Annotated in this window: 8 protein-coding genes; 2 read left to right on the top strand and 6 right to left on the bottom strand. The window is 67.8% G+C overall.

Annotated features, from left to right (window positions below; translation table 11 throughout):
- Positions 1-92: 92 nt before the first annotated feature.
- Genes ACYQ1L_RS10090 through ACYQ1L_RS10075 form a run of 4 tightly spaced genes read right to left on the bottom strand, consistent with a single transcriptional unit; the run spans position 93 to position 4,391 of the window.
- Complete coding sequence (locus tag ACYQ1L_RS10090) at positions 93-2,582, bottom strand: ATP-binding protein (protein ID WP_460004032.1); 2,490 nt, start codon at positions 2,580-2,582, stop codon at positions 93-95.
- Positions 2,582-2,752 (bottom strand): hypothetical protein, encoded by a 171-nt coding sequence (locus ACYQ1L_RS10085; RefSeq protein ID WP_460004031.1) that lies wholly within the window; start codon positions 2,750-2,752, stop codon positions 2,582-2,584. The genes ACYQ1L_RS10090 and ACYQ1L_RS10085 overlap by 1 nt, the downstream gene beginning before the upstream one ends.
- Positions 2,749-3,852 carry a hypothetical protein gene (locus ACYQ1L_RS10080; protein WP_460004030.1) on the bottom strand — a complete coding sequence of 368 codons (1,104 nt, stop codon included), beginning with the start codon at positions 3,850-3,852 and terminating at the stop codon, positions 2,749-2,751. The genes ACYQ1L_RS10085 and ACYQ1L_RS10080 overlap by 4 nt, the downstream gene beginning before the upstream one ends.
- Complete coding sequence (locus ACYQ1L_RS10075; RefSeq protein ID WP_460004029.1) at positions 3,849-4,391, bottom strand: hypothetical protein; 543 nt, start codon at positions 4,389-4,391, stop codon at positions 3,849-3,851. The genes ACYQ1L_RS10080 and ACYQ1L_RS10075 overlap by 4 nt, the downstream gene beginning before the upstream one ends.
- A gap of 606 nt (positions 4,392-4,997) precedes the next feature.
- Here ACYQ1L_RS10075 and ACYQ1L_RS10070 point away from each other — a divergent pair.
- Both ACYQ1L_RS10070 and ACYQ1L_RS10065 read left to right on the top strand, forming a co-directional pair.
- Positions 4,998-8,330, top strand: coding sequence for a PD-(D/E)XK nuclease family protein (locus ACYQ1L_RS10070; protein ID WP_460004028.1), 3,333 nt, complete (start codon positions 4,998-5,000; stop codon positions 8,328-8,330).
- 21 nt (positions 8,331-8,351) lie between these two features.
- Complete coding sequence (locus ACYQ1L_RS10065; RefSeq protein WP_460004027.1) at positions 8,352-8,975, top strand: hypothetical protein; 624 nt, start codon at positions 8,352-8,354, stop codon at positions 8,973-8,975.
- Positions 8,976-9,544: 569 nt separating this feature from the next.
- Here ACYQ1L_RS10065 and ACYQ1L_RS10060 read toward each other — a convergent pair.
- Both ACYQ1L_RS10060 and ACYQ1L_RS10055 read right to left on the bottom strand, forming a co-directional pair.
- A complete protein-coding gene (locus ACYQ1L_RS10060) occupies positions 9,545-13,306 on the bottom strand; it encodes a hypothetical protein (RefSeq protein ID WP_460004026.1) in 3,762 nt (1,253 codons plus the stop codon).
- Positions 13,306-13,920: a nuclease-related domain-containing protein gene (locus tag ACYQ1L_RS10055; RefSeq protein ID WP_460004025.1), complete on the bottom strand. Its 615-nt coding sequence runs from the start codon at positions 13,918-13,920 to the stop codon at positions 13,306-13,308. Before ACYQ1L_RS10055 ends, ACYQ1L_RS10060 begins: the two co-directional genes overlap by 1 nt.

Below are 13,920 nucleotides of genomic sequence, written 5' to 3'. Positions count from 1 at the left end.
CATGAAAAGGCCCGGTGCCTTCCCACGGCATAAGACGACACCGGGCCAGGGGGCCGGCAGCGCGGATGGGGGAACGCTGCCGGAGTCTGTGATCACGCTGCGATCGGTGAGCCTTCCTTCTCGCGTTCGCGCCGCGCGACGTCCTCGGGGCGGGACGAGGCCATCTTGATGAACTCGTCGGACGGCCGCACTTCGACGGCCGCGAACCGGGAGCGCAGGTCCGCGTAGTAGAACACGCTTCCGCGGAGAGCCCGACTGGGGTCTTCCGGGTGTGGCAGGTGCTGCAGGCTGTTCCAGTTCAGCCCGCTGCCGGTGCCGTCGTAACGTTCCGCGGTGATCCGCTCCAGCGCCACCCGGTTGTCCTCCAGACCGAACAGTTCGAGCGCGGCACGCGCTTCGACAGGGTCCTTGATGTGCCCGATCAGGGCCCGGGAGATGTACCCCTTCAGGCCGATGTTCAGCTGCCCGGACGGCTTCTGCGTGTAGAGGATCGGGAGCACATCCCACTGCCTGGCAAGACGCCCGACCTGGTCCAGGTCCTCGGAAGCAGCTTTCTCCATCACCCAGGACTCATCGAAATGGATGACGCCGCCGCGACCGCGGAGGGACGCGAGGGACCCCCAGATGAGCATCCGGATCACGTTCATGCTGTTGCGGATCGTCGGCTCCTGACGGTCCCCGTCGCTGGCGTTGATATTCGGGAGCTCGAATGCGCTGTCCCCGACGTGCACGTATGTCAGCCCGTCGGACAGCTCCAGGCCTTCAGCGTCTCCGGACATGCCGAACGTCACCCGGAACATGGGGTAGACCTCTGCGTAGCGGAAGATCGGCTGCACCTGCTCGGTGGTCAGGATCTTCTCCTCGTATGCCATCTGCAGCGCCTGCCCGGTGGCTTTCGCTCCGTTGTCGACCGCCCACTTGATCGCGTACGCGAGGTCCGTCGAATACGTCTTCACCCGATCGTCGCCGTACGGGTTGACCCGTTCGATCATCGAGGACGCTTTAGTGATCGCGTCCGCGCGGGATGGGAAAATCCGCAGCGGATCCAGCGGCCCGTCCTGGGTCGTGAAGTCGTCCAGGCTGATCGTCCGGCCCCCGGCGTAGGCTACGACCGCGGACAGGTCCGACTTCTGCTTCGGGTCGATGATCACCTGCGGGTGCTTGAGCCGGTGGAACTGGTTCGCCAGGTACTGCAGCAGCAGGGTCTTCCCGGCGCCGGTCGCGGCGTACACACCGCAGATCGGGAGCCCGTCTTCGGTGGATGCGGCGGTAGGTGACAGGTAGCCGGGCTGCCGGTCCCGTTCGGTGAATCCGAGCAGCGCACCGTCCGCGTCGCCCACCTGCGTCAGGGACGGCAGGCCGCTGAACGAGATCATCGTCTGCGGCAGGTCATGCTCGAGCGGGTTCGCGCGCACGGCCGAGCACACCATGGTCTCGTGCCAGGCCGTTGGCTGACGGTTCAGCATCGGGGACAGTTGCAGGGCGGGCGGCGCGTACTTGTCGATGTCATCGATGACGCCGGAGAATCCGACGATGACGCTCGTGTTCGTGAGCGTCGCCGGACCCTCGCCGTTCGCGTACATCCGCTCGATGCTGGTGAGGTTCTGTTCCCGTTCGGCGATCTCGGCCCGGTCCGCCTTGTTCTGCTGGGCGAGCTCGGCAAGGTCGGCGCGGTACCGGCGCTGCTGCCCGCGGAGTTCGTTGCGCGTGACCTTCTGGGGCTCCACCTTCGCTCGCACGCTGATGATCCGTGCCCCGTTGTCGAGCATCGGCAGCACCCAGTGGGAGATGGGATCGGTTGCGGGTCGGAACTCCAACTCGAAGTCCTCGACCGCCGCGAACGACACCGCGTGCTCGCCGAGGTCCGCAGGCCACTTCCCGCAGTCGAGCTTGTCGATGCTGACGGCCAGCCGCGCCGCGGCCGCTGAGTGGAAGTAGTGCATGTGCTCGTCGTGGGGGAGTACCGGCACGCCTTTCGTGAGGCCGTAGTTCCACCAGCTGTCCGCGAGACGCATCTGCGCGGGCGTGGGGACGGAGAACCCGGCCCGGGCGAGCATGCCGGCGACCTCACGGTGATCCTTCTCATAGTCGCTGAGCGGCGACCCGCCGTACATGAGCGTCTCCATGACGGAATCGATGGCGCTTCCGATGGTGCCGGTGCCGGTGGTCGGCCGCAGCTCGACCCCGAACAGAAGACCGCGTTTGAGGACCGGGTCGTCACCCTGCTCCCGGTTCAGGTAGTCCGCGATCGGGGATCGCGGGTCTGCCCGGTACGTGTCCGGGATGTTGTACAGCAGAGCGTGCGTGTCCCGGTACGTGGACTTCACGCCCGCACGGTGCGAACCCCGACCGGCGAGCATCGCCAGCCCCTCGTACGCCTTCGACAGTCCCGCGCCGACGCCGAGGAGGTTCTCGACGTTGCGGGCGTCGGGGACGGATCCCATGGGCACGGACCGCCAGAGCCACATCCGCCCGTTCGTGCCCGGCCACAGCCCGTCGAACAGGGGCCGCTTGGCGCGGGTCTCGAACTGCGGTGTCGTCGGGATGACCAGGGAGGTGTTCACCTTGGTGCGGCGGGACATCATGCACCTCCGGCGGCACGGCGGGGGAGCGGCACCGTACGCAGCGGGTCGAGGGTCTGGTCGGTGTTCACCCCAGCACGGACGACACCCCCGCCCAGCTGGGCTGCGAGCTCAGCGAAAGGGTCGGCTGCCGTGGGGTCGACCCGGACGGTCGGCGTCGGATCGGTCATGGCGTGCCTCTAGTGCTCGTCGGCGTCGGTGTGGGGCTCGTCGTCGGCCCCGGGGTGCCCGGCTTGCCGGAAGGCCCGCTCGACTGCTCTGGATCGACGCCGGTCATGGCGTTCATGTACGGGGTCAGGCGTGGCGCCTCGCCGGGACCGCCCCACGCGGTCACGTAAGCGTTCGCGGTGTCCGCGTCCTGCACCAGCAGGTCGTAGGTGATCGCCTGGGGCGTCTTCTCCGCCCCCTGGTTCTTCTGCTCCTCGGTGGGCTCCTGCCCGTCCCACCAGAATTGCACCTGGACCTGGACGAGCATCCGGGTCTTGTCCGGCGCCCCGTCCGGGTCGCCCTTCTTCACCGGGTAAGCGGCCTTGACGACCTGGGCGGCGACGACGGATGCGACGCCGTCCATGGGGACGTAGACGTGCGAGGCGTCCGCGTCCCGGACGACGCGGCGCAGGTTCGACGGGTCGCCGCTGGTGAACGCGGCCGCCCATTCCTTGACGGCCGTGTTGACCGCGTCGCCGGCGGAGGCGTCCTGCGCGTCGAACCAGGGGGACGCGTTCGACTTGTCGGCGACGAGCGGGATCGGGGTGAGGTCCGGGGTTCCGAGCGCGGACGCGGCCTCACCGTTGACGATGACCTGCACGCTCGCGGAGTACAGGGCGTTCCCGCGCTGCAGGGTGAACCGGTGCGTCTCGTACTCGTAGCCGAGCGGCTTGTCACGGTCCGACTTCGGCTTCGGCGGCTCCCACCGCTGGAAACCGTCCCAGGACATGATCCGCCCGTCCGGGAGCGGCGACGGATCCGCCGCCAGCCAGTCCTGGACGGTGGTCCATGCGACCGACTTCCCACGCGATGAGTTCGTGTCGACACTGCTGACCGTCGCTTTCGTGAGGTTCTGCGCGCTCACGAGCACACCGATCGCGACGATCGCGCAGATGCACGCGACCGGGAACAGGCCGAACACGGTGGCCCGGAGGAGGACCCGGAGGAACTTCCCGCGCCGTTCGGATGTGCGGATGCTCTGGGCGTCCGGGTTGTACTGGCTGTCGGCGTCCTCCCACAGGCCCCTGTTCGCCGGTGCGCGCCGGTTCGCTGACTTCTTCATCGGCGTGCGAGCTCCGCGACTTCCCCGAGGAGGGAACGGTCCGCAGCGGTCAGCTTGCCGGCGGCCTTCGCGACGGCGACCGCCGCGGCAGAGTCCTTCGACGGCAGTGCGCCCGAGACCCCCGCGAGCTGAGCGGTCGCGAGCAGTTGCCAGGTCTGCTTCACCTCGTCCCGGCCGAGGTCCATCGCGTGCAGCATCGCCTGGTAGGGGTCTTCCGCCTTGTCGGCGAGCGACAGGAGGGTGGTCACGGCAGGCTGCTTCTTCCCGGCGACGATGGTCGCCGCGATCGCGACCAGGTCGGTGCCGGATGGCAGGTCGAGTGATGCGGTGAGCAGGTGGATGTGCTGGTCGGTCGCGCCGGTCAGCTCGACGTACTTCTCGATCGAGCGTGTCGCCCCGGCGCGGGTGATCTGCACGGGGCGGCGGGTCCCGCGGGCGCCGCGAACCGTGGCCTTCGTGGTCTGCTCGCCCGGATCGGCTTCGACGCTCGTGTCGTCGTCGATGTCCTCGAGGACTGTGTCGTTCTCGTACTCCGCCATCGCGCTTCCTCCATGCCGTGAAAAGTGCGGTCACCGTCCACCCCTGCGAACGAGAACAGCCCGTCGCCGAACAGGCCACAGACAGTGCGGTGGTAAGGCTCGACGCCTCGACGACCCGGCTTTCCGCGGAGGCCGCCGGATCGGCCCGGATTTCGCGGCTTTTCGGGCCCGGCCCACTTTTCAGGTTGGGCCGGCCCAACCCCGGCCCAACCTGTCCGCGGCAGGAAATCCCTGGTCAGGGCAGGGTAATGTGCGCCCGGCCCACCGGCCCATCGTTTTTGCGGGGGGACATACGTATAGAGAGGGGGACGTGAAAACACACGTCTAGGACGAACCGGGACGCCCTTTACTCTCTCTCTCTTCTAGACGTAGATCAGTAAGTAGTAGTAGTTGGGCCGGCCCCTCGTGTTCCCAGTCGGGAGTAAGGCAAAACCCGGCCCAACTTGTGTTGGGCCGGGGTGGGCCGGGTGGGCCGGACAGGTGGGCCGAGCGGCGGCGATCCCTGTCGGGAGTAGGCAAGAACCGCCGTTGGCGAACACTGCGCCAGCGGAAGGGTCGGCCCACCCGTAACGGCTGACATCCCGCGGATGCGGGTATGTGGGCTGCATGACCCAACCCCTGCTGACCGACGTCGCCTGGTCCGGCGGGCACCTGCTCCTCGGAGACCCTGATGCCGTGCGCCGCGTCCGTCGCAAGAGGATGAGCGCCTCCGCATCCAGCGCCACCCTGAAGTGCCCCGCGTCGATGGCTGCCGGATACCTGCTCCCTCGCGTCGAGGACCCGTTCGCGGACAACGAGATCGGCACAGCCATGCACGCCGTGTTCGAGGATCTCTACCAGCTGCCCGCTGAGGAGCGCACGCCGTCGGCCGTGGACAAGCTGGTGCTTCAGCACGCGTCGGTGAAGTGGTCCATCGACCAGCTCGCCAGGCAGACCAAGGACGCCCTGCGCGCAAACGACGCGAACCGGAAGCGGTGGGTGGAGATCGTCGGTCGGCTCGCACGCGGGATCTTCGACATCGAGGACCCGACCAAGGCGATCGTCCTCTCCACCGAGCAGAAGATCGTCACCGACCTCGCCGGCGGGGTTCCCACCATCTGTCACGTGGACCGGGTCGATTGGATCCCGTCCGCCGCGGACGCGCCCGGGGCCGTGCACGTCAGCGTGTTCGAGGACCTCCTCGTCCGGCTCGAGGCGGAGCTCGTCGGGTTCCCGGACGAGACGGACCGGGAACTCACGTACGACGAGTGGAAGACGGCCCTCCGAGACGCGGGTGTCACCGGTGACGCGTGGAACGCCGTGATGAAGGCGAAAGACGCCCGACTGTGGGCGCGGAAGATCATCACCGTCATCCACGACTCCGGGCACGTGAACGGCACGATCGCGGTCCGGGACTACAAGAAAGGGCTGGCGCTCACTACCCGGGTCGCGACGCCCAAGGGCTGGACCACCGTAGCCGACCTTCGCGTTGGTGACGACGTATTGGCACCCAATGGACTGCCCACGAAGGTGCTCTCTAAGTCAGCCGTGCATGACAGACCTTGCTACGAGCTGACCTTCTCCGACGGCGAGAAGATCGTTTCCGATCACGTCCATGACTGGGTTGTCAGCGTCATGGACGCAAGCGGAGCGTGGTCCACAAAGGTCAAGGTAGAGGCCCGAGCACTTCATGACCTAATGGAAAGACTTCGTGTCGAGGGACGCACGCATTCGATCGTCGTCGAGAACACCGCACCGATCGAACTGCCCCCCGCGGCGCTTCCGATTGATCCGTACATCCTCGGAGCTTGGCTGGGGGATGGGAAGTCGGCATCCTCGCCTATCTTCAGCAGCGATCAGGACGTTGCGGAGATGTCGTCTCACCTGGCATCTCGCTGGGACGGGGAGCTCAAGGTCAAGCGGTACGCGAACGTCTCGTCACCCCAGATCTGGTTGAAGCAGAACCCCGCGCTTTGCCGTCGTGGTCATGACAGGAGTGTTCTGGACCCGTCACGACCACGCGCGGGCACTCGCCCAGCATTGATCAAGCGGACCGGAGCCGACGGCTGTCGTACCTGCATTGCGGAGAATGCTTTGGCGAAGTACCACGGTCGTAAGCCGGAACTCCCCCTGGTTACCAACGTCTCACTGGCCTTCAAGCTCGACGCCATCGGCGTCCTGCGAAACAAGCACGTACCTGTCGAGTACCTTCGTGGATCACGTCAGCAACGGATCGAGCTCGTACGCGGCCTCATGGACACCGACGGATCGTGGAACGGGCAGCGGAAGCGAGCAGTCTTCGTCAACACGAACCGCGCGATCGCGGACGCAATGGGATCATTGCTCGTCTCACTCGGGATCACCGTGCAGCGCTTCACGGTGGGTCAACGGGAAGGCGCGAAGGAAAGCTACCGCGTTGAATTCACCCCGACCGGGTTTGTCCCCTTCCACCTTTCGCGCAAGGTCGAACCGGCCGCCCACGCTCTTCGAAGGCTTGACGCGCGACTCAAGAATGGGATGCCGATCAAATCTCGTCGGCGCACCATCACCGACATCCGGCCTGTCGCAAGCGTCCCCTCCCAGTGCATCGAGGTGGATTCTCCCGAACACATGTTTCTGTGTGGCGAAGGTATGGTCCCAACTCACAACTCGAACAACCCACGAAAGCTGAAGAAGCCCCAGCTGGGGCACTCCGACGATTACGGGGACCAGCAGCGGCTCTACACGCTCGCGATCGAGGACTTCATCGGCGTCCGCCCGGCCGAGGCGGCGATCCTGTTCCCGGCCCTCGCGAAGCAGGGCGGATGGCGGTACGTCGATATCAGCGAGCGGGAACTGGAGACCACCGCGCTGGGCTATCACGGCTCCTGGGAGCTGATGAACGCGTCCGCGGACCGGGCGAAGTTCGAAACCCGCCCGGGGATCCTGTGCTCCTGGTGCGACCTCGTGAACTCCTGCCCCTCCGCGAACCAGCGCGGAGCCGCCGAACCGGGCACCCCGGCCGAGCACCTCGACAAGTTCCAGCTGGCTCGCCGGCAGAAGCCCTCCGCCGTCGATCTGGGAATCCCCATGATCCGCCCCGGCGCCGCACCCGCCGAGGCACTCTCCGCACCGCTCCCGCAGCCCGACCTGACCCCGGCGCCATCGGTCGCACCGGTGCTGACACCGGCGGCATCCACAGGCGGCACGGTAGAGCTGATCCCCGCCCACGGTGACGACCTGTTCCCGATCACACTCCACGAGGCCGCAAACACCGCGGTGACGGCCGGTGCCGGTGCACGCCCGACGGAGCTCCTGGAACCTGCACCAGCCGCAGCTGAAGAGCCCGGGCGTGCGCCCACGCATCCGGCGGCGATTCCGGCGGAGGGCGGGCTTGGAACCACGGGCGGGGACGGGATCCCCGACCCTGCACAGCCGGGGGAGATCCCGGGTATGTGGACAGAGAACGATCCGAACGAACCGCAGCCCCGAGGAGCTGGAATGACCGAGAACAACATCCGGGTCCGCCCGGAAGGACTCCCGTCCGTGGAACTCGTCGGCGACGACCTGAACCTGAACAGCTACGCCGCCATCGCCGTCGGCTCCGTCATCGCCCAGGCGTACAAGCACCTGGACGAGAAGGGCGTCCCGATCCGGCCCGAAACTCTCAGCCGATTCGATGACGTCCTCACGGGGGTGCTCCTGCGCGCACAGTACCGGCTCACCGGCCAGGTCACCTTCCAGGCCGGCGCCCAGTCCCGGCTGCGGGGCTTGCTGTTCACGTTCATGGAGCGCCGCCCGTTCCCGTTCGCGAAGAACGCTCAGGTCATCGAGAAGTGGATGAGCACCGCCGAGCAGTTCCTGGTCGTCGGCGTGGAAGAGCTCATCAGCCTGCACGAACGCTCCAGCCGGCTGCTGCGCAACGACTCGCACCTGTTCTTCGTCCAGGACACCCCGACCGAAACGCCCACCGTCCAGTAACCGCATCGAAGGAACCAGACCATGACCATCGAGATCACCGACACCCTCAAGGCGCAGATCACCCTGTCCGCCATCACCGCCGCCGGCGTCGGCGCCACCGACGATGCCGTCACCAGTCAGATCGCACGCATCATCGAGATGCTGCAGGACGGATCCCCGCAGCAGCGCGCGTTCGACGCGGCCGCGAAGCGCGCCGAGAACTTCGTGAAGGCCGACGGGTTCAAGGGCACGATCGTGTACGTCGACCTGGAGGGGAAGGGCGTTGACGGCAAGCAGCCCACGAACCGGCCCATCGTCTTCCTGAAGACACAGCCCAGCAAGTACTACGAGGACGGGATCGAGCACATCCGCCTGCAGCGCACCGACGACCGGCAGTTCGGGGAGCGGGCGAAGCAGCTCGCGAAGCAGGCGCAGGGCCTCCTCGGCCATGTCGTCAGCGTCTCGAAGATCATCGAGACCGGCGGCGGGAACAACCAGCGGGTTCTCAGCGGCCTGCAGGACCTCGGGCCGGACCCGGAGTTCTCGAACGGGCTCACGCTCGAACAGGGGGCGGCGATGATCGACTGGACCCGCAGCAACAACCCGCGCCGTTCCGAGCTCGTCCCGCGGCTCGTCCGCCTCGCGCAGCTGCAGCCTGCCGGGTAACCGCACTCACACGACGACCGGCCGCCTGAACCATTCCAGGCGGCCGGTCGTGAAGTGCGGACAGACCCGGACCGGTCAGTGGGAGCGGTTCGTGCCGGGGAGCCCACCCGACGTCACGGAGATCGCGCCCGGAACCGCGTAGATCCGGCGGTCCAATGGTGAGGCCGGCGGGGGAGTCCCACGACGTTTCTCGTTCGCCAGGGAGAACGCCGCTTCACGCTCCTCATCGACATGTGATGTCAGCGGGCGTGCGCGTCGGTTCGCTCGTTGCGCGTCGGCTCGTTCCGTTCGTCGCGCAGCTGCTCGTTCTGCGTCACGGCGAGCACGAAGCTCGCTGGGCGGCAGAGTCGCCGGGAGGTGGAGCGGTGGTTCCACGCATCGCTCGCCGTGGGCGTTGGTGTGGATCGACATGAGGCCGTTGCGCTGCACCAGATGCACTTCCCCGCACGCGCGGCACTCTCGTGAGCTCAGCATCGTTCCCCAATCAGTACTGGCCGATGAATGACGACGATACTGCGAGCATCGGACGCCGTGCACGGTGCGCCCGCGGACCGTGCACGGCCGGCACGTCAGTCGAAGAGCCCGTCGGACTCCACGGGCGTTCGCGTGGCCGGGATCACCGTCGCGGTCTTGGGGGCGCCGTCGGGCGGGTCGTCCTCGAAGAGCCCGTCGTCGTATGCCGCAACCGCTGTGGTGCGTGGGGTGGCGACCGTGTCGAACAGGCTCCCCGGATCCGCCGCAGCGTCCTCGCGATTCGGTTCCGAGTCCTCGGTGCCGGGTTCCTCGGTGCCGGGTTCCTCGGCCGGGGTGTCGAAGTCGAAGTCCGAGGCGTCAAGCCCGAGCTCGACATCGACGATGTCCTGCTCTTCCGTGCGTTCCTCCGTGTCTGCGACGACCGATCCGAATACGGACGTGGCAGGCGCGGCCGCCGTGATCGTGTCGAAGTCCAGCCGCTCCTCGTCGCGAAGCGCCTTCCGGACGGACGAGATCCGCTCTGCCATCCGGGCGAAGTGCTCCGTCTGCGACCCGCCTGCCCACCAGGTCTGCACACTGAACGCCGCCTGCGCCGTGGACTCGAAGATCCCGCGCCCACGCGGGACGGACGGCCCCAGCAGCCCGAGTGCGCTCTTCGCGTCCGTGAACGCACTCATCATGTCCCCGAAACTCATCTTGCCCAGGGCGAGACGCGACATCTGCGACTTCATCGTCGGGCCCCCGGGGATCTTCTCCAGCAGCGTCGCCGGCAGCTTCTGCGCGGCGAGCACCATCACCAGTCCGGTCGCCCGGCCCTCGAGCAGCACCCGGGCGATCGCCGCGGCGATGATCCGCTTGATCGCGTTCACGCGTGTCGCCTCCGCGAACTGGCGAAGCTCGCGTTCGTCGGCGTCCGCGGACGGCTTGATGACCGGGTCCGGGATCACCAGGCTCGTGAACTCGTCCAGGAACAAGCACGCGATCCGGGGACGGACCTCATCGGGGAGGTCGCGGATGTTCGACACGCCGTACTTCGCGTTCAGCTCCTTGCGCTCGTCGAGCAGGTCCAGGAACTTCCGCGCCATGGCTGCGGTCTGATCGTAGGTGGTCGACCGCGCTTTCAGCCACGGGTCGGCGAACGCGAAGTCGTTGAAGCCCTTGATCGGGTCGCCGGCATACACGTCCCACATCTTCATGAGCATGTCGGTGACCATGACGGTCATCGCGATGCCTTTACCGGAACCGTTCTGGCCGAGCACCAGCAGGTGCGAGTCCAGGTCCAGGTCCCAGCGGACCGGCGCGCCCTCCACGTTCGTCGCGAACGCGGTGGACCGTGGCGACTGCGCCCCGAGGCAGTCCCAGTGGAACGGGGCGGGGCTCGGCATCGGGTCCACGTCGCAGACGAGCATCGTGAACGTTCCCGGCTCATCGCCGGAGCGGATGTTGATGAACTCCTTCTTCGCGGCCGCCCGGACCTTGTCGACCGCTTTCTGCTCCTGGAAATCCGTGAGCGCCAGGCCGCGGGGGAGCGTGAACGTCATCGCCTCGACCTGCTCGTTCGTCGCCAGCCGCCGAGTGGACACGAGCTGCGGGGCGGTCCCATCCACCGGGGAGGAGAGCTTCGCGTCCGTGAAGAACTGCTCCCAGTCCATCGCCAGGCACAGCTTGCGGGCTTCCAGTCGCGTGAACTCCACACCGCGGCGTGCCGGATCCGCACCGGCGACGATCCGGATTCCGTCCTGCATGGCGGTCACCCGCAGCCACGGCGTGGCTCCCATCCCGGAGCGGATCTTCTCGCTCGCGGTCTTCACCGCCGCAAGCGTCACCCCGTCGTACAAGCGCACCCGGATGTCCCAGATGTAACCGCTCGAGTCCACCGTCGTCAGCGCAGCGACGGACACGACCTCCGGGCGGGGCAGCTTCGCCGCATCGAACCCGGCATTCACCGCGGCGCACATGGCCCAGCGGATCGCATCGGACCGGCGCCCACGCGGCTCCGGTTCGATCAGTGCCGGATCCAGCGGGATCGACGTCGGCGACCACAGCACCCGGAACGCGCCAGGGTGCCGGCTGCCGGGACGGTCCTCCTTACCCTCCCACCCGATCACATGCACCCACGGGGCGTTCGACAGCGTCGGGGCGAGCTTCTGCTCCTTGTCCCGAGTCATGTAGTCGAGACCGCTGACGCCCTGCGGGGTCATGAACGGCTGGCACTCGATCGTCTGCCCGGACGGCATCTGCACGGTCTTGTAGACGGCGGACTGGATCACCGGCTGCGCCTCACCCATCTTCAGCGCGTCCGACCACCGGCGTCGCCAGCGGGCTTCCCGCTCCAGCACCTCGAACCGTGCCGGGAGGCTCTCATCCATGAAGGTGGTCCGCTCGTCGGTGAGCGCGCCAACGTACAGGGTGGCGCCCTGCTTCGGGTCGTGAACGCCTTCGGTGCCGGCCGCACCGCCGACACCGCCTGCGATGGCGGGGAGGACCTGGGTGATGTCCGTGTCCGGGCAAGCCCAGGTGGTCGCGTATGCGGCGGCCGCGGACTCCTCGCCCCACAACGGCGTCACGTCGAGCAGGGACGGAATCGGGTAGCCGATGCTGACAGCGGCTTGCGCTCCCGCGACACGGATCCGGGTGCGAACCAGGTCCGTGTCCGCGGCCGGGTCGGTGATGTCCACGGTCGTGTCCGCAGGCCAGCAGACCACCGCGAACCGTGTCGGGTGCTTCGTGCCCTGAACAGGGCTGCCTTTCCCGTCCACATCCGGCTCCGGGAGGACCGTCACCTGCATCCCGCCGCCGACGGCGGGGGACAGCTTGTCCCGGAGCGCGATCGCCCCGGACGCGCCCAGCGACGCCGGCGCATCGAACACGTCCACGGTCACAGGCGCAGACTCGTCGCCACCGTACCGGGTGTGCGTGAGCAGGTACGGCTGCGGGTCCAGCTTCACCGGCTCCCAGCGGTTCTTCCACAGCTGACGGGCGTCGACCGTGTTCCGCCAGCCCGCGAGCCCCGGCCGGCGGCAGATCAACCACCAGATCGTGCTGGCCACGGCGACTGCGACCGCGACGGCAAGCAGCCAGGCGGGGAAGATCAGCCAGGCCAACGACACCGCCACCAGTCCCTGCACTGCACCGAAACCGCAGGCAATGCCCGCGAGGATCGGGCCGAGCACGGCGGCCGCGATCACCCACCCGCGACGGGAGCGCAGCGTCACGATCAGGTCCCCGACCCCGAGGTCCGGCATGGGGTCCTCTTCGGCCGCGAACCGGCGCCGCGCGGCGGCGGGCACCATGACAGCGACGTACGCGGCCGCGGCGTTCGGCCACATCAGCCACACAGCCGTGTCCGCATCCGGGAACAGACCCCAGGACGCGATGGCGTCCACGGGGAAGGTCAGCACCGCAGCGCCAGCGGACAGGGCGAACAGCGACGAGAACGTGGTGGGGATGAGCAGCCAGCCGACCGTGATGGCGACCATCACCGGCCAGGCGAGCGCGTGCAGCGGGCCGACCGCGAAACGGTCCGCACGGTCGCGGACATCACGCAACCAGTCGACGTCGTTCAGCAGCCATTCCCGGTTCGGGAGGAGCAGACGCCAGCGGATGAACCGCCACCGACGGTGCGCGAGCATCGCACGACGCTCACCCGGGTTACCGATGGTCGGGTAACCGGCGGAGTCTTTCCGGCCGGTCATCGGCGGGGCGACCGTGTAGAACGTCGAGGCGACCATGCCGGCCAGCAGCACCACGGCGCCCGGCAACCGGAACCAGGTCGCCGCGGCCGCCAGGAGAACCGCGACCATGAACACCAGCGGTGCGATGTTCGGCTGCGGTGCGACGGAACGGGGTGCAGCCATCAGCCGGCCTCCCTGAACGATGCCGGACGGTTCACCAGGTTCGCGAGCGCCTGCACGAGCACCGGGTTCGCGGGTGCGTGCCCGGTGACCCGGCGGAGTTTCCGGGCCAGACTCGGACCGGGAATCACCATCGCGTCTTGCGGCCGGTACAGCCAGGACAGGAAGGCGCCGGGCTGCTCGGTCCAGACGACGAGGACGCTCGACGCGAACGTCGCGCTGCGGACGGTTCGCGATCCGAGGTACTGCTCGAGGGCGCGGCGCCCGGTCGGCAGCGTCTTCTTGTCACAGTGCGGAACCGGACGCATCCCGCGGCGGGTGACACCACCGAGTGTCCAGTAGAACCCTGGCGCCCACGCCTTGGAGTCGATCAGGGTGATCCGGTCCCCGGCGACGACGACATGGTCGATGTTCGCGGTGAACCCGGGGATCGGGATGCGCAGGTCATGCAGGACGGTCGGCCCGCCGGGCTCCAACGCCATCCGGTTCAGGATGGCTGCAGTCCGCAGCTCCCCGTCACGTCCGGCTTTCACAACCCCTGAGTTCTGCGCCCACCCTGGTGCGCCCTGCAGGGATGCGCCGGCGGTGCCGATCACGGATCCGGGGGTGCGCGGCAT

It is taken from the genome of Microbacterium xylanilyticum, from assembly GCF_054654695.1.
Note: the sequence above shows the minus strand (reverse complement) of the source record. Positions and strands in the feature narration are given on the sequence as shown.